Annotated in this window: 22 protein-coding genes and 1 tRNA gene; 18 read left to right on the top strand and 5 right to left on the bottom strand. The window is 33.4% G+C overall.

Annotated elements, in window-relative coordinates; translation table 11 throughout:
* Positions 1-24 precede the first annotated feature (24 nt).
* From NBE98_RS06415 to NBE98_RS06380, 8 genes are all read left to right on the top strand, one after another.
* Positions 25-627: a hypothetical protein gene (locus NBE98_RS06415; protein WP_250817486.1), complete on the top strand. Its 603-nt coding sequence runs from the start codon at positions 25-27 to the stop codon at positions 625-627.
* Between the two features lie 106 nt (positions 628-733).
* The gene (locus tag NBE98_RS06410) at positions 734-2908 is read left to right on the top strand and encodes a glycoside hydrolase family 3 C-terminal domain-containing protein (protein WP_250813758.1); all 2175 of its coding nucleotides are present in this window, start codon (positions 734-736) and stop codon (positions 2906-2908) included.
* A gap of 81 nt (positions 2909-2989) precedes the next feature.
* Complete coding sequence (locus tag NBE98_RS06405) at positions 2990-3835, top strand: AraC family transcriptional regulator (protein WP_250813756.1); 846 nt, start codon at positions 2990-2992, stop codon at positions 3833-3835.
* 283 nt (positions 3836-4118) lie between these two features.
* Positions 4119-5840: a hypothetical protein gene (locus NBE98_RS06400; protein ID WP_250813755.1), complete on the top strand. Its 1722-nt coding sequence runs from the start codon at positions 4119-4121 to the stop codon at positions 5838-5840.
* A 176-nt stretch (positions 5841-6016) separates the two neighbouring features.
* Complete coding sequence (locus tag NBE98_RS06395; RefSeq protein ID WP_250813749.1) at positions 6017-6730, top strand: YhfC family intramembrane metalloprotease; 714 nt, start codon at positions 6017-6019, stop codon at positions 6728-6730.
* Between the two features lie 13 nt (positions 6731-6743).
* On the top strand, positions 6744-7181 hold the full coding sequence (locus tag NBE98_RS06390; protein ID WP_250813741.1) for a DUF3887 domain-containing protein: 438 nt from the start codon (positions 6744-6746) through the stop codon (positions 7179-7181).
* A gap of 136 nt (positions 7182-7317) precedes the next feature.
* The gene (locus tag NBE98_RS06385; protein WP_250813739.1) at positions 7318-9090 is read left to right on the top strand and encodes an aminopeptidase P family protein; all 1773 of its coding nucleotides are present in this window, start codon (positions 7318-7320) and stop codon (positions 9088-9090) included.
* Between the two features lie 131 nt (positions 9091-9221).
* Positions 9222-9297, top strand: a tRNA-Gln gene (locus tag NBE98_RS06380).
* Positions 9298-9421: 124 nt separating this feature from the next.
* On the opposite strand, the gene NBE98_RS06375 is transcribed toward NBE98_RS06380, so the two are convergent.
* Both NBE98_RS06375 and NBE98_RS06370 read right to left on the bottom strand, forming a co-directional pair.
* Positions 9422-9919, bottom strand: a complete 498-nt coding sequence (locus NBE98_RS06375) for a DUF2628 domain-containing protein (protein ID WP_250813738.1) — start codon at positions 9917-9919, stop codon at positions 9422-9424.
* A gap of 248 nt (positions 9920-10167) precedes the next feature.
* On the bottom strand, positions 10168-11853 hold the full coding sequence (locus NBE98_RS06370; protein WP_250813736.1) for a methyl-accepting chemotaxis protein: 1686 nt from the start codon (positions 11851-11853) through the stop codon (positions 10168-10170).
* Between the two features lie 455 nt (positions 11854-12308).
* Between NBE98_RS06370 and NBE98_RS06365 the strand changes: the two genes are divergently transcribed.
* Positions 12309-13256 carry a phosphoglycerate dehydrogenase gene (locus NBE98_RS06365; protein WP_250813733.1) on the top strand — a complete coding sequence of 316 codons (948 nt, stop codon included), beginning with the start codon at positions 12309-12311 and terminating at the stop codon, positions 13254-13256.
* 49 nt (positions 13257-13305) lie between these two features.
* Here the strand turns inward: NBE98_RS06365 and NBE98_RS06360 are convergent, their stop codons facing one another.
* Positions 13306-14475: a 3D domain-containing protein gene (locus tag NBE98_RS06360; protein WP_250813731.1), complete on the bottom strand. Its 1170-nt coding sequence runs from the start codon at positions 14473-14475 to the stop codon at positions 13306-13308.
* A gap of 280 nt (positions 14476-14755) precedes the next feature.
* On the opposite strand from NBE98_RS06360, the gene NBE98_RS06355 reads away from it, so the two are divergent.
* The 7 genes from NBE98_RS06355 (at position 14756) to NBE98_RS06325 (ending at position 19056) form a co-directional block, all read left to right on the top strand.
* Entirely contained in the window at positions 14756-15070 is a 315-nt protein-coding gene (locus tag NBE98_RS06355; RefSeq protein WP_250813729.1) for a hypothetical protein, read from the top strand.
* Positions 15071-15152: 82 nt separating this feature from the next.
* A complete protein-coding gene (locus NBE98_RS06350) occupies positions 15153-15596 on the top strand; it encodes a cell wall hydrolase (protein WP_250813728.1) in 444 nt (147 codons plus the stop codon).
* A gap of 28 nt (positions 15597-15624) precedes the next feature.
* The gene (locus NBE98_RS06345) at positions 15625-16104 is read left to right on the top strand and encodes a hypothetical protein (protein WP_250813727.1); all 480 of its coding nucleotides are present in this window, start codon (positions 15625-15627) and stop codon (positions 16102-16104) included.
* 163 nt (positions 16105-16267) lie between these two features.
* Positions 16268-17095, top strand: coding sequence for a thymidylate synthase (locus tag NBE98_RS06340; RefSeq protein ID WP_250813725.1), 828 nt, complete (start codon positions 16268-16270; stop codon positions 17093-17095).
* Between the two features lie 18 nt (positions 17096-17113).
* Positions 17114-17596, top strand: coding sequence for a dihydrofolate reductase (locus NBE98_RS06335; RefSeq protein ID WP_250813723.1), 483 nt, complete (start codon positions 17114-17116; stop codon positions 17594-17596).
* Between the two features lie 28 nt (positions 17597-17624).
* Complete coding sequence (locus tag NBE98_RS06330; RefSeq protein WP_250813720.1) at positions 17625-18764, top strand: SLC13 family permease; 1140 nt, start codon at positions 17625-17627, stop codon at positions 18762-18764.
* Between the two features lie 133 nt (positions 18765-18897).
* Positions 18898-19056 (top strand): hypothetical protein, encoded by a 159-nt coding sequence (locus NBE98_RS06325; RefSeq protein ID WP_250813719.1) that lies wholly within the window; start codon positions 18898-18900, stop codon positions 19054-19056.
* A gap of 76 nt (positions 19057-19132) precedes the next feature.
* Here the strand turns inward: NBE98_RS06325 and NBE98_RS06320 are convergent, their stop codons facing one another.
* Complete coding sequence (locus NBE98_RS06320) at positions 19133-20203, bottom strand: GIY-YIG nuclease family protein (protein ID WP_349305897.1); 1071 nt, start codon at positions 20201-20203, stop codon at positions 19133-19135.
* Between the two features lie 257 nt (positions 20204-20460).
* Between NBE98_RS06320 and NBE98_RS06315 the strand changes: the two genes are divergently transcribed.
* Together NBE98_RS06315 and NBE98_RS06310 are read left to right on the top strand one after the other, a co-directional pair.
* A complete protein-coding gene (locus NBE98_RS06315; protein WP_250813713.1) occupies positions 20461-21369 on the top strand; it encodes a D-alanine--D-alanine ligase in 909 nt (302 codons plus the stop codon).
* An 11-nt stretch (positions 21370-21380) separates the two neighbouring features.
* Positions 21381-22826, top strand: coding sequence for an aminotransferase-like domain-containing protein (locus NBE98_RS06310; protein ID WP_250813711.1), 1446 nt, complete (start codon positions 21381-21383; stop codon positions 22824-22826).
* Between the two features lie 16 nt (positions 22827-22842).
* Here the strand turns inward: NBE98_RS06310 and NBE98_RS06305 are convergent, their stop codons facing one another.
* The gene (locus tag NBE98_RS06305; protein WP_250813709.1) at positions 22843-23550 is read right to left on the bottom strand and encodes a superoxide dismutase; all 708 of its coding nucleotides are present in this window, start codon (positions 23548-23550) and stop codon (positions 22843-22845) included.
* Between the last annotated feature and the right edge of the window lie 42 nt (positions 23551-23592).

Below are 23592 nucleotides of genomic sequence, written 5' to 3'. Positions count from 1 at the left end.
GAATTAAGTTTAGATGTAAAATGCATGGATGCAAAAGAAGCTTGGAAGGCTTTATATGGAAAAGATTTAAATACGAAAAATCACATACTAGAGTATATAGATATAACTAAAATATTTAAGCAGCCTGACATTCCTGCTGAGAAGGTACAGGATACCTATAACTTTATATATAAGTCCATAGAGGATTTAGGTGGAACAGTTAAAGTAAATACAAAGCTGCATTTAAAAAATCAGCTAAAGGCTCAGCTTGGTAAGTATGTTTCAGAAAAAGATCCAAAGCCAATAAATTACTTTGTAGAGTTTTTTAAAGAAGCTTATCCACCAAGCACCAGAAGAAAAGATTTTACTTGGGTGCTTATGGACGTTAATAAAATTACTGATGAGCAAATATGGACTACACTAGCTTATATAAATGGTTGGCTTTTAAAAGAAGATAACAAGCTTAGTGAAAATCAAAAGAAGGATATTGTTAAAATCATAGAACTTTTAGTAAGAAGAAAAAATGTTAAGTTCATTAATAATACAAGAAGCCTGGAAAAACTTCTTAGCAGCTTAAATATAAAAATAGTAACCTTAAAGGAAGGCTTCAAGGTTAAAAGACAAAAAGACAGCTCTGAAAATAAATAGCAAAAAATGATTAGGTATTAGCAAGAAGTGATTAGAGAAGGTTGGCTTTAGCAGTTAGAATGTAATTATATTGACTAAGTTAAGTATAATTACGGAGGGATATATTATGCTAGAGAAGCCTTTATATAAAGATGAAAGCGTAAGCTTTGAAGAACGTGCAAAAGACCTTGTTTCAAAAATGGACCTTCTAGAAAAAACAAGCCAAATGACTCATAGTGCTGCTGCAGTTTCGAGGCTTGGAATACAGTTTTACAATTGGTGGGGTGAGGGACTTCACGGGGTGGCGAGAGCAGGGGTTGCAACAATATTTCCTCAAGCAATAGGAATGGCTGCAACCTTTGATGAAAACTTGCTTCAACAGGTTGGAGATGCTGTCGCTACAGAAGCAAGAGCAAAGCATCATGAATTTGCAAGAAAAGGTGATTATGATATATACAAAGGTCTAACCTTATGGGCTCCAAACATAAATATTTTTAGAGACCCAAGATGGGGAAGGGGTCATGAAACCTATGGCGAAGATCCATATTTAACAGGAAGATTAGGTGTTGCCTATATTAAAGGCTTACAGGGTGAGCATGAAAAGTACTTAAAAACTGCTGCCTGTGCTAAGCACTTCGCTGTACACAGCGGACCTGAAGCAGAAAGACATAGCTTTAATGCATTAGCATCCCTAAAGGATATGTATGAAACATATCTTCCAGCTTTTAAGGAAGCTGTAAAGGAAGCTAAGGTTGAAGCTGTTATGGGAGCTTACAATAGAACCAACGGAGAGCCTTGCTGTGGAAGCAAAACATTATTAAATGATATTCTTAGAGAGGATTGGGGTTTTAAAGGTCATGTAACCTCAGATTGTTGGGCAATTAAAGATTTTCATGAAAATCATCAGGTTACTTCAGATGCTTTAGAATCCATTGCTTTGGCTTTAAATAATGGCTGTGACTTAAATTGTGGGAATATGTACTTAAATGTTATTCGTGCTCATAAGGAAGGACTTATAACAGAGGAAACTATTGATAAGTCGGTTACAAGACTTATGAATACAAGAATGAAGCTAGGCATGTTTGATGATCCTGAAAAGGTGCCTTACGCAAATATTCCTTATGAAATGAATGATTGTAAGGAGCATAGAGATTTAGCTAGAGAAGTTTGTAAAAAGACTTTAGTGCTTCTTAAAAATGAAAGCAATATGCTTCCTCTTGATAAAAACAAACTAAAATCCATTGCTGTTATAGGACCAAATGCTAATACCCATGAATCCTTAATCGGAAACTACTTTGGAACTGCTTCAAAATATGTAACTGTACTTGAAGGAATACAAAATGCAGTAAATCCGGATACAAGAGTATACTATGCACAGGGTTGCCACCTATACAGAGATAAAATAGATGGATTATCTGCAGCTAAGGATCGCTTTGCGGAAGCTGTTTCTGTAGCAGAAAGAGCGGATGTGGTTATTATGTGTATGGGCTTAGACGCAAGTATCGAAGGTGAAGAGGGAGATGTTTCAAATGAGTATGCAGGTGGAGATAAGAAACATCTAAATCTTCCAGGAGTTCAGCAGGATTTGCTTGAGGCAGTATATAAAACAGGAAAGCCTATAATATTAGTGCTATTATCTGGAAGTGCGCTTGCGGTTACTTGGGCAGATGAAGATGTTCCTGCCATAATCCAGGGCTGGTATCCAGGAGAAGAAGGTGGAACTGCAATTGCCTCAATGTTGTTTGGTGAGTTTAGTCCATCTGGAAAGCTACCTGTAACCTTCTACAGGACAACAGAGGAACTTCCTGATTTCAAAGATTATTCAATGAAGAATAGGACCTATAGATATATGCAAAATGAAGCATTATATCCTTTTGGATACGGCTTAAGCTATACAAAGTTTGAATATAGTAATATAAGACTTAATAAAGATACCGTGCAAGCTGGTGAAGCTGTGGAAGTTAAAGCAACAGTTAAAAATATAGGAAACTATGAGTCTGACGAGACTGTTCAGCTTTATTTAAAGGATGTAGAAGCTAGCGTTGAAGTACCTAGGTGGCAGCTTAGAGGGATACAAAAAGTATGCCTAAAGCCGGGAGAAGAAAAAGAAGTAAGCTTTGAGCTTACAGCTAGGCAAATGGCTCTTATTGATAATAGCGGAAAATGTATTCTTGAACCAGGTGACTTTGAAGTGTTTGTTGGAGGAAGTCAGCCGGATTCAAGAAGTATAAAGCTTACTAATACTGAAGTTCTTAAGGGAACCTATACTGTAAATGGTAAAGCCATAGAGTTAGAATATTAATTATGTATCCTCATTTCAAAGCTTATGATAGAATTTGAAATGAGGATATTTTTTTATTTCTAGTTTGAAGGATGTGATTGTATGATTTTAGAAGGACTGCGAGAGAAAGAAATATTTACTGAAAACAATATTTTTAGAATTGCAGTGAATACAGAAGCAAATTATAATTATCCATCACATTGGCATAATGCTTTAGAATTAATTTATGTAGAAAAAAACAATTGCACTGTAAGCCTAAATAATGAAGAGTGTAAATTAAATGAAAGAGATATACTTATTGTTGCCCCAGGAGATATTCATGGATATCATACCTATGACGGTGAAGGAGTAGTATATTTTATACAATTTGATTATAATAAAATCCTGAGTTTTAGTAATTCTCATGATTACAAGTCTTCCCAATATTTTACTCAACTAATTACCTTATATGACAGCAAGGAAATTCACTATGAATTAGAAACTCAGATAATAAGGATTTTGAGAGAGCATGATAATTTGAAAATTGCATCTGACATTTATATAAATGCTAGATTTCTTGATATTGCAGTTATATTATCCAGAAGCTTTTCAAGCAGCAATAAACATAGCAATAATATAAATAAAACTTACGAACTGACCAAGCTCCATAAAGCCTTTGAATATATTGAAGAAAATCACAATAGACAGATATCCCTAGGGGATGTTGCTAGAGCAGCAGGCTTTAGCGAATATCATTTTTCAAGAGTATTTAAAAAAGCCACTGAAAAAAAGTTTTGCAATTACTTGAACGAGTATAGAATAAAGAAGGCAGAAAAACTTATTTTTGATAACGTAACTATAACTGAAGCTGCGTATGCTTCAGGATTTAACAGTCTAGTGACCTTTAACCGTATTTTTAAACAAGTCAAGGGATGCTCTCCAAGTGAATATATAAAGAAAAGAATTTAAAACCCTATAATGGAATGCTTTGTATATTGAATTGATATATGTAAGGCATTCCTTTTATATTTTACCATGGAAACAAGATTATAATGAATAGATAAAGGAAGCATGAGATAATAAGAGCAAATGAGATATTAATACAAGATTTCAAGCTTAAATAATATTTTGCTTATAGATTTGGAGAAAATAAGACTATATCATAACTTGTTATATGGTATTAGATAACATATAATAGAATTATTAATAATGTTAAATATTTATTAACTAATAGGAAAATAGGGGGAGAAAAATGTTATTTTATTTATTAATTATCGTATTGTTTCTAAAACCGAGCTTTAAAAAAGAAGACTTGCCTGAACAGCTAGGAAGATTAATTTTAGGTGCTTTAGCGTCCTTCTTACTTCTTTATGTATTCAAGGTGGACAGAAGTCTTTCATTTATTTTAGCTATGATGTGGTTTCCAGCTTTGATGCAGATAATATTTTATTTGGGCAGTAAAGCAGGTTATAAAAGCAAAAGAATTAAGGAAGAGAAAAAGGCCTCAACTGCAATTCCATTAATTATGATTGCGGCATTAATTTTTAGCATTGGTTACAATAATTATCCTTATATAACTGCTGGTGCAAAGAAATTGGCTAAAATGGTTCCTGTAAAAGAAAGTACAGAAAAGGTTTCTAAGGTAGATGCAGAGCATGTTGTTGTTATATCTCCAGAAACAGCTTACTATGAGATGCAGAAGATGATTGGTACTCTACCAAATCCAAGCGTTTATAAAATTGGTGAACTTGGTGTAACAATGACTAAGGATGGGGCGGTGTATGTGGCTCCTATTGAAGTAGATGGTTTCTTTAGAGCTGTTACAAACAAGCAAATACCTGGAGTTATGTATGTATCAGCAGAAAAGCAGGAGGAAGCAAAAATTATAAGTATGCCAGTCTCAGCTGCAGAATCTCTTATACTTGGTCGTGATCTTGAAAGAACTATGCGTAGAGCTAAACCAGGTGCTATACTCTTCCAAGCTAATGCTGAGCTTGATGATGAAGGAAATCCATACTATGTAGGAAGCTATGGACATTATCAATATGGACGTAAGGCTCCTGTAATTGATGGTGTACTTTTATTAGCCTTTAAGGATGGAAAGATTACAGACTACAGCAAGGATAAGGTGCCTGCTTGGGTAGATGAGATTTATCCTTCTGATGTTTCAGAGGTTTATAATAGTTATTTTGGTACTCTTTCAAAGGGGCTTATAAACAAGATATTTGCAAAGGTTGGTGTACATGTGCCTACAGCTTGGACTGGAGAAACAAGTGTAGAGGGACTTCAGGTTAACTCAAAAGAAGTAACAGGAGTAATTGATGGAGATGGAAAGATGAAGTGGTTTACTGACCATACAAATACTTCAAGCAGTTCAACTACAATGACAGGATATACCTTAATGGATATGAGAAGTGGAGACATGATTTATTATAAAACTTCTGGCTATATAAATGGAAAGGGAGCAATGAATGCAGTTGATAAAACTCTTGGAGCGAATAAAGCTAATTGGGCTCCAGTACAGCCGCTTTTCTATAATTTATTTGGCACTGAAGCTTGGATAGTTCCTGTAGTTAACAAAACAGATGGTGCCTTAGTAAAAGTTGCTATAGTTGCAGCACAAAATAGTTACGTAGTTCTTGAAGGTAATAAGCAAGCTGCTATTGAATCCTTTAAAAATGCTATAGCTTACGGTAAGATAAATGCTGCAAATGATAAAAATGCAAACAGCATAAAGGCAGAAGAAAAAACTATTGAAGGAAAAGTATCGAGAGTAAATGCAGTGACAGAAGAAGGAAACACAATTTTCTATGTTAAGCTTGCTGAAGAAAACACTATTTATATGGTTAATAAATCAGCAGGAGTTGATATAGTTCTTACAAAAGAAGGAGACCTGGTTGAAATTAAATATCTAGATATTAAAGATAATAATATAGTTTCAACCACTGGCTTTAAAAACAATAGTATAAAATAGGAAAGCAAAGAGGAGGAGACGATTCTAAATCGCTCCTTCTAAAAATACATTCTGAAAAAAGTTGTATTTATAAGAACATAAAAATATGTAAATATAAGAACATAAGAATATGTACGTATATGAACATATAAATAGTTAAAAATGCTAGAATTGTATTATTGGGTAGGGGGATATTTATGAATTTCAATGTTTCTATTTTATTTATGTCTCTAAGTGCAGCAGCTGCTACTATTCTTCCAATAGGAGTGGCTTTGTATTTAAGAAGTAAATATCAAACTTCTTGGAAGGCAGTTGGTATTGGTGCATTAATTTTTATTTTGTTTCAGCCTGTGCTAAGGTTTCCTCTCTTAAGGCTTTTACAGGGAACCTCATGGTATAGCTATAACTCTGTGGTTAATCCTTGGCTTATAGCTATAGTCTTAGGTTTTAGTGCAGCCGTTTTTGAAAACATAGGAAGGTTTGTTGCTTTTAAGTTTCTTCTGAAAGGAAACCGTCAATGGAAAAATGGTATCGCTTATGGGATTGGGCACGGAGGTATAGAAGCAATACTTTTAGCAGGAATTCCTCTAATAAATTCTATTCTTTTAAGCATAAGTAATCCTGCTTTATTAAATCAGCCTTCAGCAATTTACCTAGTGGGGGGATTAGAAAGAATATTCGCTATGACCTTTCATGTAGCCGCTTCTCTCATAGTTTTATATGGAGTTAAGTTTAGAAAATATAGATATCTTTTTTATGCTATTTTAATGCACGGATTGCTGGATTCATCTATAGGCTTTATTAAAAATATAGCATTGTTTGAAGCTTGGGCTGGGATACTTGCTATTACATTGCTAGTTTCGATAATTATAAAAATAAAAAGATCAAGCAGTGGAAAAATATTATCTTAATGGAGGTATTAAAATGAAGATGAGAAAGTTCAATCCTATTCTTGTGTTAGTCATGTTATTAACTTTACTTGCTGGTTGTGGACAAAAGACAAAAACAAATGAAGCAGAAGTAAAAGCATACTCAGATACTATACTGGAAAGTATCCTAATAGCATCTAACAAGGATGACTACTCTTCATATTCAAAAGATTTCAGCGATAAAATGAAGTCAGCACTCACAGAAACTAACTTCAAGCAGCAGAACAAATTAATTAAAGATAAAATAGGCAACTTTGAGTCAAAGCAATTTGTTAAGACACAAGCAAATGGAGATTATACAGTTGCAATATATAAAGCTAAATATTCTAATGAACCTAAGGACGTTATGGTTACAATAACCTTCAAAAACGGAGATGAAACTCATAAAGTTGAAGGGTTATTTATCACTTCGCCAAAACTTGCGAGCAAATAGAAAGCAGAGGAGTTTTCCTCTGCCTTTTTAATAAAATGACATAAACATATATCTTTAACTTGCATAGCTTTGTGTTATAATAAAAGCTATAATACAAAATACTAAAAGTAAATGTTTACAATAAGAGGTGACAAGAATGGATATTAAACAAAGGATTGAAGCACTTAGAAGCTTAATGAGAGAAAGAGGAATAGAAGCGTACATAGTACCAAGTTCAGACCCTCACCAAAGCGAATATGTGGCAGAGCATTATACAGCTAGGACTTTTATTACTGGTTTTACTGGTTCAGCTGGTACTGCAGTTATAACACTGAATGATGCAGGACTTTGGACAGATGGAAGATATTTTATACAAGCTGAGAATGAGCTTAAAGGTACAGGTGTAACATTATTTAGAATGGCAGAAGCAGGTGTACCAACAATTGAGGGTTTCCTTAAGGAGTCCGTAAATAAAGGTGCAAAGATTGCTTTTGACGGAAAGGTTATCTCAGTAGATTATTTTAGAGGTCTGCAGAAGGCTTTAGAAAACAGGAAATTCTCCTATGAGCTTGGTGAGGATTTAATTGATAAAGTATGGGAAGATAGGCCTGTAAAGCCAAACACAGACGTTATTGTTCATGATGTGAAATATGCAGGAAGATCAAGAGAAGAAAAGCTTGCTGAAGTAATTAAAGAAATGAAAAATATAGGAGCAGACCATTATGTTATATCAGGACTTGATGATATAGCATGGCTCTTAAATATAAGAGGAAGAGATGTTCAGTGCAACCCACTAACAATATCTTATGTTGTTATTTCAGAAGGAAAGTGCTACTTATTTATAGACAGCAATAAGATAGGTTCAGAGGTTAGAGCTGCACTTGAAAAAGCTAAAGTAGAATTAAGGCCTTATGAGAGTGTAGTTGACTTCTTGGAAACTATTTCCCAGGGAATAATGTTACTAGATCCATCTAAGACTAATACTTGGGTTTATAGCTCTATAAAAATTAAAACTATAGAAGCTATGGATATAACTACAAGATTTAAGGCAGTAAAGAATGAAACAGAAATTGAAAATGTAAGAAATGCAATGGTTAGAGATGGCGTTGCTATGGTTAAGTTTATTAATTGGATAAAGAAAACCATAAAAACACGTAATATTACAGAAATAGAAGCTTCAGATAAGCTTGAAGAAATAAGAAGAGCAGGAGAAAATTTCTATGACTTAAGCTTTGGTTCAATATCAGCTTATAAGGGAAATGCTTCAATGCCTCACTATCATGCAACAAAGGAAAATCAGGCAACTATTAAGGCAGAAAGTCTATACTTAATAGATTCTGGTGCACAATATCTAGATGGAACTACAGACATAACAAGGACACTTGCTATGGGAGAGCTTACAGAAGAAGAAAGAACAGATTTTACTCTTGTACTCAGAGGTATGATAGATTTGACTATGCAGAGGTTCTTATACGGAACAACTGGATCAAATCTAGATATAATTGCTAGAACTCCGCTGTGGAACGCAGGATTAGACTATAAGCATGGAACAGGACACGGTATAGGTTTCTTCTTAAATGTTCATGAAGGACCACACAGAATAGCTATGGTTCCTAATACTATAAAGCTTGAAAAGGGAATGATAGTATCTAATGAACCAGGAGTTTATAAGGCTGATAAGCATGGTATAAGAACTGAAAACCTGGTAGTTGTTCAAGAGGATGAAAAGACTCAATACGGTGGACAATTTATGAAGTTTGAAACTTTAACCTTATGCCCAATAGATCTTGATGCTATTGATGAAGGTTTGTTAACTAATGAAGAGAAGAATTGGTTAAATAACTATCACAAAACTGTATTTGAAAAGCTTTCTTCATATTTAGATGGAGAAGAGTTAGAATATTTAAAAAAGGCAACAAGAGCAATATAGAAATACAACTCCTAATTATAAAATCCAGCGGTACAGTTACTGCTGGATTTTACTATAATTATATTGTGTACTATGAAAACTAATTTGACATTATAGGGTAGATTTGGTACCATTAAAAGGTGGAATACTGATGGGGTGTCGCCAAGTGGTAAGGCGCCAGACTCTGACTCTGGTACTTCGTAGGTTCGAATCCTGCCACCCCAGCCAACTTAATAAAGAAATTTTTAGCACTCTAGAAACTTGAGATTTTCTAGAGTGCTTTATTTTTAAAAATAAATTCTTATAGTATAGTGATAGATATGAAAGGGGTGTGGGTTTCTTACTACTATATTTAGACGAAATTATATATAAATACGCTTATTATAAAATATACAACTACTGCAGCTATAGAAATTAGCACACCTAACCAACTAGTACCCCCTGCTTTTTCTAGCATATCATAATATTCACCTTCAGTAGATGAATAATTTTTTATTTTAAATATTTTTTTCTTCATATGATTAAGGTAATAGCTATTGCCCATAACACCTAATGCGCCTGATATGGCATATCCAATAGCGTTATTTATATCTATGCCAATCGATACCTGAACTATATCTGTTACTATGAAAATACCTAATATAATCAGCAGAGTATTGTACATCTTTCTATACCCAAGCCAGAAAATGCTTAAAAAGAATGCAGCAAAGTTCCAATTTATTCTTTTAGGCGAAGATTTTAGGATAGACCATTTATTAATGTAATAATCTGCATTCTTGCCAACAAATGTCTTTGCTTCCTGAAGCTTTATTCCTGATGATAGCTCTTGTTGAGTAGGATTTAAATTCATATTCAACCTCCATGTTTTTATAGTTATTAATATTATATGAGTGATTTTGATAATATTGACTAATAAATAGTGATTATTTAGGGAAAATAAGTTTATCTAACATGGATCCGGTAATAGCGAAATTTGCTTATGTACAAGATTTAAATTGAGTTAAGATTGAGTTTATAAAAGGCTTTAGTTTATATAAATAAAAGGAGACTAAGCAGTTTGATATTAGCTGCCTAATCTCCTTTTCTATTTGCATCTATCTAAACCTTAAACTTATTAAGCTGGTCAGAAATCTTTTGTGAAGCTTCACTTAACAAGCTTGCCGAATTAGATACCTCAGAAGCTGAGGAGTTCATTTCTTCAGCTGATGAAGATATTTCCTCAGAAGTTGAGGAGGTTTCTTCGGCTACTAAAGAAGCAGATTCAATTCTGTTAATAATTTCTGATTTTCTTCTATCTATTTGCTGTGTTGCATTATTTATTTCTTCAACCTTAGGAAGTATTTGTTCAATTGAAGTAATTATGTCTCTAAAGGAGTTAATAGACGCTTCTATTGTTGAAGTTTGAGCTTTCAGCTCTAAACTTACATCGTTTGTTGTATTTATTACATCCCCAGCTCCTGAAGTAACTTGGCCGATTATTTTACTAATACTCTTAGAGGAGTGCTTGGATTGCTCTGCAAGCTTTCTTATTTCATCAGCTACAACTGAAAATCCTCTTCCAGCTTCACCAGCCCTTGCTGCTTCAATTGCTGCATTAAGCGCAAGAAGATTTGTCTGGTCAGCTATATTGTTTATGGCTGTAGTAATTTCTTGGATTTGATTTATGTTGACGCCAAGTTCATTTATTTTGTTGCTTACCCCTAAAAAGGATTGCCTTATTTTTTCAATAGAATCTACTAGCTTCTGGAGCTGTGAGTTGCTTCCACTAGCTTTGCCATTAATAATTTTTGAATTGCCGTGCACATTATCAATCAAAACCAATATCTTATCGAGCTCAGTTCCAAAGTCCTCAAATATTCCACTAATATCAACCAAGTTAGAAGCCTGTTCAGTAGCCCCATTTGCAACCTGGTTTATTGCTGAAGAAACTTCCTCAGAGCTTTTTGATAATTCTATAGATACATTTGATAAGGTACTTGACTGTATCTTAAGCCTATCAGCATTAGCTTGTATGCCTTCAATCATGCTCGAAACATTTAAAACCATAGCGTTAAAGTTGTTTCCAAGTGCTGAAACTTCATCTTTTCCTTCAATCTTAATATTATTAATTCTAAGGTTCCCATTTTTAACTTCTGTCATAGCTTCTGAGATTTTAACTATTGGCTTTGTTATACTCTTGGATAGAAGATAAGCTATTAAAGAAGCGATAATTAAAATGAAAATACCAACAAATACAGTGATTTGCAAGGCTTTGTCCTTAGCACCCTGGAATTCAGAAGTGTAGCCTGAAAGTGCTATTATCATATCCCAAGGTTTATAGTATGTATAGTAAGCAAATTTATTTTCATCATTATGGACATAATTGACCTTTAATACTTGAGCCATTCCATATTGCTGCATATCAAATTTTGAAATATTGGATAGCATCACTTTAATTTGTTCCTGATTTACCAAACTAACCCCAACTTGAGACTTATCAGTATGGTACAATCCAACTCCGGCTGAGGTTACTGCATAACCGTAGCCGTTGTCACCGACTTTTCTCGATACAATATATTGTTCAAAAGCTTTCTTAGCAGTTTCCTGGCTTATTGAAGTAGTATCCAGACCATTAGCTACGTCCCAAGCACACATTACTCTTTCTTCCATTTGAGTAGTTAGAACCTTGTCCGATTCGTTGACAATAGCAAAATAGCTAGGAACTGCTATTGAAACCAAAGTTATTATTAATAAAACGTATATTGATAATATGAGTTTTGTACTTAGTTTATTTCTTAATTTCATTTTATTTCCTCCTTGACCTACAATAATACTATACATTACTTAATAGTAATTATCAAACAAATATTTATATAATATTATGTTATGGTATTCTAATATTTTCTTCAGTGTTTATAAAAATCATAAAGTTATGCGAAATGTATCTAATTTTTGTATTTACAGTAAGATAAAAGAAGAGTATAATAAATTAATAAATGAAAATTATTATCAATGAATTCAAGAGCTAAATTGGGGTTGTTAGAGATATCGGAAGGAGATAATAAAAATGAAAAATAAAATTATGACATTGGTATTGAGTTTTGCAGTAATATTTAGCTATACTGTATTTGAAAAGTTAATGTAGTTTGTTTAAGCACTTCTGTAGTTCAGAGGTGCTTTTTTACAAGCTGTTAATATGATTTTTTTATAAAATTACATATAATAATTATTATTATATTTGGATGATAGGAGAAGAAAGCATGGCAGTAAAGGTACTTTTTACTTATGATTATGGAAAAGAAAATATGAATAGCATTAAAGAGCTTGGTTATGATGTTTCAATTATTGATGAGAAAAAAGCTGCATTTAGTGAGTCAATAAAAGATACAGAAGTACTGGTTTGCTATAATCCTTTTAATTCTTTGGATATTAGCCTGCTAAAAGACTTAAGATATATACAACTGTCTAGCATAGGTATTGATCAGCTTCCTATAGATATAGTAAAGCAATCTAATATACAGGTTTGCAATAATAAAGGTGGCTATAGCATTCCAATAGGGGAATGGATAGTAATGAGTATACTGCAGCTTATGAAGAATAGTCATGGTCTTTATAGAAATCAGCTAAATAAGCTTTGGAAAATGAAAACTAACATACTTGAAGTTTATGGCAAGACTATTGGATTTATAGGAACTGGAAGCATAGCTGTAGAAGCAGCCAAAAGACTTAAGGGGTTTGGCGTAGGGCTTATAGGCATTAACACAAACGGAAGAAATATAGACTATTTCGATGAGTGTCACAGTATAGAGCAATTAGATCAAATACTTTCTATTTGTGATGTCGTAGTTATAACTGTGCCTTCCACTAAGGAAACAAAGCATTTAATAGACAAAGCTGCATTTTCTAAACTAAAAAGAGGGGCTTTTTTAGTTAATGTAGCAAGAGGCAGCATTTTAGATGAGAGTGCCCTAATCGAAAGCTTAAAGACTGGAAACTTAGCAGGTGCAGCTCTTGATGTTTTTGAAGAGGAGCCTTTAGGAAAAGACAGTGAGCTTTGGACACTTTCAAATGCAATAATTACTCCACACAATTCATGGATTTCAGAAATGAGAAATGAAAGAAGATGGAAGCTTATATATGAAAATTTGAGAAGATATATAAATGGTGAAGATTTGGTAAATAAGGTTGATTTAGAAAAAGGTTACTAAAATTAAAGGGATGTCCATTGTTATAATGAACATCCCTTTAATTTTAATTTTACCACTCACCAGGGTAAGCTACTAAATTTAGAGTTACTGGTCTTCTGCCCCATGTAATACATTCTGCCACAGAATTCATATATAAGTCTATAATGTTTCCTTTAATCTTACCTCCAGTATCAGAGGCTATAGCATATCCATATCCAGGAATAAAAACTTTTGAGCCTAATGGAATAACTGTTGGATCCACGGCAATAGTACTTAATCCATTGGGGTCTCTTATAGGCTTTAGGCCCATAGCTGTTAACGTACCTCCAGCGTAAGCTGTAGCAGTCATGGAGTAGGTAGCTTTGTAAGTATCACTGCTATTTGATGCTGGTTGTGATTCTTGAGCTGCCTTGGCTATTAAATCAGCCAATTTTGTATTTCCTTTAGCTACATAATCCTTTGCTTTGGCTTTAACTGAAGCTGTACTAAGCTGTGGTATAAGGCTGTTTAAAGTCTGAAGAGCACTTTTCACATCGTTTATACCTGATGAACTTGAATCTACAACTGAAATCGCGTGGGATATAAGTTTTTCTTCATTTTCTTTTATTAACTCAGCCGCAGCTAGTTTTTCTTGATTAAATTGCTTTACTAAAGCTTCGAGCTTTTGCTTGTCCTCATCTAACTTAGCAAGTGCTGCGACATTGGAGGCTTTTAATTCATCAAGCTTCTGTTTTTTTTGGTTTAATTTGCTGATACTTTCGTTTAATGCAGCTTTTTTTGTTATCAAATTATCTATTAATTTTTTATCAAAGGATATGACTCTCTTTATAGCTTCATATTTATAGAAAAAATCTGACATATTCTCAGAGCTGAGAAGAATTTCAAGGAAGTTTTTACTGTATCCGCTTATGTACATAGTTCTAATTCTTTTGTTCGCAAGCTCCTGACTGCTTTCAACCTCTTTAACAAGCCTTTCCATGTTTGAGGCTTCTGCCTCTATAAGTTTAGTGTTTTCATTTATATCTTTATTATTTTTTGCTATGTCATTTTTAAATTTATCTAGTTGATCATTCATGTCAATAATTTTTTGGTTAATTTCAATGATATTGTCGCTCATTTGCTGAAATTTTATTCTATTTTGTGCTATTGCATCTTGTGGGTTATCATCAGCATAAACTAGATAGCTTGCACTAAACAAAAGAGCAATTGCTGTAAGTAAAGAAATTAATCTTTTTATCACTAGTAAATTCCTCCTCGTATTTCTTATAAGTACACGAAGATTATCAATCCTCGTGCCCCTTGTATTTCTTATAAGCACATAAAGACTATAAAGCTTTACGGCCCTTGAACATATTATATCATAAAAAAATATAAGATTTGCAAAGGGTTTATTATTAGGACTATTGTTTAGAAAAATAATAGCAATAGTAATAGTGAAATCATATTATAATATGTAGCAATAAATAAGGAGGATGAAGATGTCTAGCTATAAACCATATGCCAGATGAGGTTGCGCACCTATGCCTGTAGGCAGAGAGATTGCTTCCCCAGATCCACCAAAGACCCAACCGCCAAATTTTATTCCTGATAAAGATAAGGCTCATGCACTTGGGTTCACTAAGACGCCTGGAACTAATCTGGTTTTTCAAACAACCATTCTTCCATGCCAATATGAAATTACTTATGTATGGTTAAAAAATAATAATAAGTTTTGGTGTAAGCCTGTTAATATAAATCAGAATTCAATGACATGTTGGATATGGAATGGATCAAGGTGGGCTTCACAAATGATACAATTGAGAGATATAGATACCTTTATTTGTAAATATTTTTAGATTACTTGAAAAAATAAAGAACCTTTTTTACTGAAGCTGAATAAAATAGTAATATGAGTTCAATTAATGAGGTGACTTTGCGGTGGCATATAGTGCAAGAGAATTATTAGCAAGAATACTCAGGTGTGAAGCTGGCGGCGAAGGCGAAAACGGTATGAAGGCGGTTGCTTCTGTAATTATGAATAGAGTTAATGCTCCTGGTGGTGAATATTTAAGAATAGGTCAAGGCGATGTAAGAAAGGTAATATATCAAAAAGGACAATTTGACTGTGTTCGTTCTACGCTAAGAGGTCAACCAAACCCCCAAACAATTTGGGCTAATCCACCAGAAGAAATACATTATGCAATTGCTGACTGGGCGTTATCTGGAAATAGGATATTTACAGTAGGTGCTTCCCTATGGTACTTTAATCCATTTATCCCTTCATGTCCGTACTCTTTTCCATACAATGGAACTGGTAGATTCCAGGTAAGAGTGGTTCAGCATTGCTTCTACAACCCGACATCACTTTATTTTCAAACATAATTAATTTTATATATCAAGGAGGATTTAAATGTATAACGATTATTACAATGAATGCCCTTTTAGGGAAATGCAGGATGAGTTAGCCATGCCTCAATACATGCCAATGTTCCAGCCGGGGCCAACAGGAATGCCGGTTATGACCCCTGGACCTACAGCAGGAATGCCATCTCTAGCACCAGGAGGAACTACTGCAGTACCTCCATATCCAACTCCACAAGCTCTTCAAGGTATGCAGCAGGCAGGAGGCTTTGAAATGGCAGAGGGAGCACCTGTTCAACAAGATATAAATTACACTCAGGGTTACTTAAGAACTCAAATTGGAAAAAGAATGCTTGTAAGCTTCTTAATTGGAACTAACACCTATCAAGATAGAACTGGAGTTTTAGAAAGGGTTGGAATAAGCTATATTATTTTAAGAGAACCTGAGGGGACACAGTTGCTTTGTGATATTTATTCAATTAAATTCGTGAGAATTTTTACGGAGCCAGGTACTTCTTCAAGAGAATAAAAGATTAAGACCGCATTATGAAAACATGCGGTCTTAATCTTTTTGTTTTATATATGATTTACTAGATGAAGCTTTGTGATAAAAAACATTGGTTTTTTATTGTGTTTAGTCTAAAATAGTTAAGAGAAAACTAATTTAGGTTGATCACTAAGGAGAGGGTTAAATGTTGAAAGCAGATAAAGTATTTATAGAGAACATAAAAGAAATAATGGAAAACGGAAATACAGATGAAGGGCAAAAGGTTAGACCCCACTATGCTGATGGTGTAGAGGCTCATACTATTTTTATTACACAGGTAGTAGAAAAATACAATATAGCAAATAATGAGTTTCCGATAACTACCTTAAGACCTATTTACATTAAAAAAGCAATATCTGAAATCCTATGGATTTACCAAGATCAAACAGAAAATCTTGAAGTCTTAAAGGATAAGCACGGTATTACTTGGTGGGATGAATGGGATATTGGAAACAGAACTATAGGTCAAAGATATGGTGCTACTGTAAGAAAGTATGATTTGATGAATGGTCTTTTAAAAGGGTTAAAGAACGAACCTTATGGGAGGCGGCATATAGTAAATCTTTATCAATATGCCGATTTTAAGGAAAGCAAAGGACTTTACCCATGTGCCTTCGAGACTTTATGGAGTGTAAGAGGAGAATATCTTGACATGACTCTTTCACAAAGATCTTCAGATTATCTTGTGGCTGGGCATATAAATAAAATGCAATATGTTGCTCTTATGATGATGGTTGCTAGACACGTAGGCTTAAAGCCAGGAAATTTCATGCACGTTGTTCAAAACCTTCATATTTATGACAGACACTTAGAACAAGCAAGAGAGCTTTTATCAAGAACTCCAAGCGAAAAGACTCCTAGGCTTATACTTAAAGAAGGAAAGACTGATTTTTACAGCTTTACTGTTGATGACTTTGAACTTGTGGACTATGAGCCAGTTAAACCACAGCTGAAATTTGAATTAGGGATTTAAGGCTAGGAGAATATAGATATGATTAATATGATAGTTGCAGTAGACAGAAACTTAGGCATAGGTTGTAATAATAAGCTGCTTGCGCAAATAAAACCAGACATGGAGTATTTTAAAAAAGTTACAGCAAACAGTGTTGTGGTAATGGGATATAATACATATATGTCTATACCTAAAAGGCCTTTACCTAATAGAGTTAACATAGTTTTGACGTCGAAAAATATAGAACTGGAAGGTGCTATTGTTGTATCTAGCATTGATGAGTTGATTGATACCTTAGATAACTATAAGAAAGAGATCTACATAATAGGTGGGGCTTCAGTATATAAGCAAATGATGCCTTATGCAGACATGTTATACATAACACATGTGTTTGATTCATTTGAGGCAGATTCATTTTTTCCTGAAATAGACGAATGCTGGGAAGTAGAAAATATAACTGCAGAAAAAGAAAATTTGTTTCATAAGCATCCCCATGTGTTTGCTGTATATAAAAGAAAGTAGCAGCTAAAGCAAACAAGGGGGAAGACTTATGTCAGAATATCTACTTCAGTTAAACAAAAAAATGGTTTACCATGGCTATAGTATAATCAAGAGAGACATTGTATTTGCTATAGCCTTTGTACTGGCAGCCGCAAGCTGCTTTGTAAATAATCCAAAGCTTGAATACATTGATTTTAAGGTGCTATTTAGTTTGTTTAATCTTATGATTGTAGTAAAAGCTTTTGAAGAACTAAAAATATTGGATAAGTTTGCTATAGCTATTGTAAACAGAAGCAGAAGCTTAAGAGGGATTTCGCTAGTTTTAATTTTTATATGCTTTTTTACGTCCATGCTGATAACTAATGATGTAGCTTTAATAACCTTTGTCCCATTAACTTTAATTATTAGCAGAAAAACAGGAAAAGCTATGCTTAATACTGTTATTTTTCAAACCTTAGCTGCTAATATAGGGAGTAGCTTGACTCCAATGGGAAATCCCCAGAACTTATATATATTCTCATTTTATAAACTTACCTCAGTGCAATTTTTTACCACTATTGGAGTAATGACTATATTAGGTGGAGCTTGGTTATATATTGTAAACTTGAAGCTTAACAAGGAAACTCTGGATATAAAGCTTGCTGAAATTGAATTAAAAGACAAGCTGGAAGCCCTAGTATGGGCAGCAGTATTTTGTATTATAACAGTCTCTATACTTGATGCTGTAAGCTATAAGTTTGCATTTATAGCTACAATTGCCGCAGTATTGATTTTTAATAATAGCTTGCTTGCAAGGATAGACTATTTACTATTGGTAACCTTTATTTGCTTTTTTATATTTATAGGAAATGTTTCTAGTATAGAATTTATATACAGCTATGTGATTCGCTGGCTTAATGGCACAGCTTCAGTGTTTTTAAGCTCTATATTTTTCAGCCAGTTCATAAGCAATGTTCCGGCTGCAATTCTTTTATCAAAGTTTACTGATAATTGGAGAGCCCTGCTTTTAGGAGTTAATTTGGGAGGTATGGGAACACTTATCGCTTCACTGGCAAGCGTTATTTCTTATAAGCTTTTTATTAAGGAAAATCCAAAGGAAGGCAAGATTTATATGCTTAGATTTAGTCTGTATAATTTTATAAGCTTAATTTTATTGTCGGCAGTAAGCTATATAATAGTGTTGAGATAATAAGGAGGCCTATTATATGATAATAGAAATTGATGACGGTACAATACAAGTTATTAAAGACATGATGAAGCAGGAAAATATATATACTCTAAGAATAGATTATGATGAAAATACTTGAAGCAATTTAAGCTTTATGGCTGTGCTGGATGCGCAGAATGAAAATGATTTAGAGTTTGAATATAAGGGCATAAAGATAATCGCTGCAAGGCAGATTGACATGATTGTATCTAAGGTTGTTATAGGTAATCAAAAAAGTCCTAAAGGAGTAAAGCTTATTTTAAATTGGGAGTAAATCGAAATTTTAGGCAAGAGTTTAGTAAGTTTATAGTTGAGAGTGTAAGGCGATTTATAATTGCATTACACTCTTTTCAACATAATAAATTATCCAAAGCAGTGTTAATTTCAACAGAATTTTTTTCTGCAATCCATACATTTAGTATAATAACATACCTGCAATTACTGCTTTTTAAGTAACTGTATATTATATGAGACTCATCTATATCATCTCTATCAACTTCTTGAGAGTTTTCCATATTACTAGAAGTGAAACATTCCAAAATCTTCATATTTAAATCATCTTTTAATTTGATTTTGTCTATGATATTTAAATCAATTTTATCACTAGCAAGTACTTTGTTCCCATTGATTAAAAAATATTTCAATTCACTTTCATCGAGGTGTTCCATAACTATAAAGTTTTTATTCTGCTCAGTAAAATCTTTAACCTTTGCAGTACCTATAAGCGCATTTATGGAAGCAATGTAGTCCCTATACTTTGCAGCAGTTTCAAAATCAAAGCGCTCAGCAGCTGTTAGCATATTTTTCTCCATTTCTTCAAGAATGCTCTCATCAGTGCGATTAAATAAGGCAATAATCTTATCTATTATGCTCCTGTATACTTCACTTGATTTACCTAAACATATGCCTATACATAGTCCTAAGGAATAATTTAAGCAAGCATTTTTGCTCTGAGAAGGATTGCTGCACATTATTTTGTAGGTTTCCTTTATTCCTTGAATAGCACGCTCCACAGTCCCTTTGCTTGTATAAGGCCCGAGATATAAGCAGCTATCACCTTTGTTTAATACATTAGTTACTATAATGCTAGGGTAAGCTTCGTTTATATTTATTTTTATATAAACATAAGACAATGGGTTTTTCATTTTTCTATTATAACTTGGCTTTAAAGCTTTTATTAGCTTACACTCTAAAAGTAAGGCTTCAAATTCTGTGTCGGTAAGTATATATTCGAAATCCTTAATATTCATTACAAGCTTTTCTGTTTTTGAAGTGCGAGTATTTGAATTTTGAAAGTAAGAACTAACTCTGCTTTTTAGATTCTTAGATTTGCCCACATAAATAATAGTACCTTGTGAATCCTTCATAAAATACACTCCAGGAGATGAAGGCAGGTTTTTTACTTTCTCCTTTAATTCCATTAATTCTCTCACTTCCTTATTATTTTTATATATTATTTTATCACAATCATAGCACTTTATAAATCAATCAAAAATTAACAGTCAAGACAAAAATATATCTTGCTATGATGCCACAGCTAATGAAAAGTTCATAGACTGTGGTTCTTTTTTTTATTTTTCTAAAGAGTAAAATTGAATTATAAGAGATTAGGAATTGTTTACAACAAGCAATCTAATTGTTTTGTATATTTAATAGAAATTTGTAAAGGAGAATTAAAATGAGAGTAGGTGTTATAACCGGTGGTACTTCAGCAGAGAGAGAAATTTCTATAAAAACAGGAATAGAAATGATGAAGAACCTAGATAAAAATAAATATAAGGCAATAGAAATACAGATAAACAACAGAAGAGATTTAATTGATAAACTACTAAAAGAAAATATAGATTTTGCTCTTATTGCCCTTCACGGAAAGTTTGGTGAAGATGGAGAAGCGCAGGAAATTTTAGAAAGTCTGAATATACCATATTCAGGATCAGGCATACTAGCCAGTAGTTTATGTATGGATAAGGATATCTCTAAAAGGCTTATGAAGGCTGAGGGAATCCCAACACCAGAGTGGATTGCTATAAAAAAGCATCAAGAATTAAACTATGAGCTAATAAATAGAATAGGATACCCTGTAGTTGTAAAACCTGTTAATGGAGGTTCAAGTCTCGGAACTTATATAGTAAAAAACAGTGATGATATAGTTGATGCGGTATTAAAAGCTTTTAGTTATGATGAGGAAATTATAATAGAAAAATATATTAGAGGCAGAGAAATAACCTGCAGTATTCTAAGTGGTAAACTTCTTCCTATTATTGAGATAAAACCATATTCTGAGTTCTTTGATTATAGAGCTAAATATGATGATAAAGCCTCGGAGGAAATAGTTATAGAGCTTGATGAAGAATTAAAATGCAAGGTTGGTAATATTTGCAGAAAATGCTGGAGTTTATTTAAATGCAGTGTGTATGGTAGAATAGACATGATAATAAAGGATAATGAGCCATATGTGCTTGAAGTAAATACTTTGCCTGGAATGACTAAAAACAGTCTTCTTCCTAAAAGTGCTAAGTCTTATGGCTTAAGCTTTACAGAACTTTTAAATTCTATAATTGAGCTGTCATTAAAAATCAATCGTTAACGAGGTTAAAAATGCTTCTATCTGAATTTAAATTAAATGATAATGAGCCCATATATAAACAAATAAGTAATGAGTTAAAGAGAATGATTGAGGAAGGAATGCTTGTAGAGGGGAGCAAGCTGCCTTCTACAAGGGAGCTTTCTAATATACTTGGGGTAAGTAGGAATTCCTGTGTTCATGCCTATGAACTTCTGGAGGATGAAGAATATATACAAATAACTAAAAACAAGGGTGCTTTTGTTTCTCATAGATTTAAGAAGCATGACTTGAGATGGAGAATAGGCTGGGAGGATAAAGTTAGTTCTTTTGGCAAGATGGCTGTGAAGCTAGATATAATTAAAAGTGAAATGCCTACTCAAAAGGGTATGATATCTTTCAAAAGCATAGCTCCAGATGAAAAATTATTTAATTTAGAACAGATTAGACGAGATTTTCTTAACAGTATTTCTGTAGATGGAGAAAAACTATTTAACTATGGATATGCAAAAGGTTATAAGCCTCTTATAGATTATTTAAAAAGTTATATGCAAAATAAGGGAGTTAATCTTAGTGACAAGGACATACTTATCACTAATGGCTTTACAGAAGGTTTTGATATTGTTTTATCAGCTTTAACATCAGCAGGCGACAGAGTTATTTGTGAAAATCCTACTCATAATACAGCAATAAAGCTTATGATGCTTCATAGTTTGGAGCTTATAGGGGTAAATTTTAAAAATGGTGTTATGGATACGGAACAGTTAAAACACGAACTAACTGACAATACTATTAAGCTTATATACTTAACGCCTTCCTACCACAATCCTACTGGAACTGTAATGTCAGCGAATAAAAGGAAGGAAGTTTATGAGCTCTGCAGAACCTCTAAGGTTCCAATTATTGAAGATGGATTTAATGAGGAACTGCTTTATTCCTCCTCTCATGTGTCTTCAATAGCAGCCTTAGCTGGCGAAGATAATAGTGTTGTGTACATAGGAAGTTTTTCTAAGATACTTTTTCCTGGAATTAGAATTGGATGGATTGCAGCAGACAAAAAATTAATAGATGTGCTAGAAAGTATAAAGAGAAGCAGAAACATCCATAATTCCGTATTAGATCAGGCATTCTTATATGAATATTTAAGAAGCGGAAATTTTGAAATCTATCTGAAAAAGGTACGAAAATATTATAAAGACAAGTATATGTTTGCTGTAAATTGTGCTCAAAAGTATATTCCTGGGTGCAAGATTTATGGCGAAGGTGGGCTTCATATATTTTTAGAGCTTGAGAGAATAGATGCTAGAATGCTTTTAGACGAATCTATAAAAAGAGGAGTTGATTTTATGCCTGGAGATGTTTTTTATATTGATAAATCGTCTAAGAATACTCTTAGACTCGGATTTTCAAGAGTAGGACTAAAGGATATTGAAAAGGGCTTTAGAATCATAGGAGAATGTATAGAAAAGCTGCAGAAGTAAGATCTGCAGCTTAAATTTATTTGTATCTTTTTTCAATTTCATCCCAATTTATAACATTCCACCAGTTGTCAATATAATCTCCGCGTTTGTTTTGGTACTTTAGGTAGTATGCATGCTCCCAAACATCGAGGCCCATAATAGGTGTTATACCAATCATCATTGGGCTATCTTGATTTGGTGTTGATATTATTTTAAGCTTATCTTTATCTTTTATAAGCCATGCCCAGCCACTGCCGAATTGACCAAGTGCAGCAGCTTTAAAGTCCTTCTTAAAGTTTTCAAAGGAGCCGAAGTTTTTTATTATATCAGCTTTAAGTTTACCATTAGGTTCTCCGCCTTTGTCTTTGCCCATTATTGACCAGAATAAGCTATGGTTGTAATGACCACCGCCATTGTTTCGGACAGCCTCCTTTATATCTGAAGGAAGACTATCTAAATTGGATAGTAAATATTCAAGAGATTTGCCAGTAAACTGTGGGTATTTGCTTAGTGCCTTGTTCAAGTTATCTACATAAGCCGCATGATGTTTTTGATGATGTATAGTCATAGTTTGTGCATCTATATATGGTTCTAGTGCATCATAGCTATAAGAAAGCTCAGGCAGTTTAAATACTTCGCCTGTTTCGGCTGATGATTCAGCTTTTGTAAACCCAAAAGGTAATAGAACAAGTATTAAGGCTCCAAAAATCAAGAATATCAGTTTTTTGTTTTTTAGCTTTTCCATCAATATACCTTCTTTCATATATTTTTATCGTATAAAATAGTT

Origin of the sequence: Clostridium swellfunianum, from assembly GCF_023656515.1 — a bacterium.
GTDB lineage: Bacteria > Bacillota > Clostridia > Clostridiales > Clostridiaceae > Clostridium_AT > Clostridium_AT swellfunianum.
Note: the sequence above shows the minus strand (reverse complement) of the source record. Positions and strands in the feature narration are given on the sequence as shown.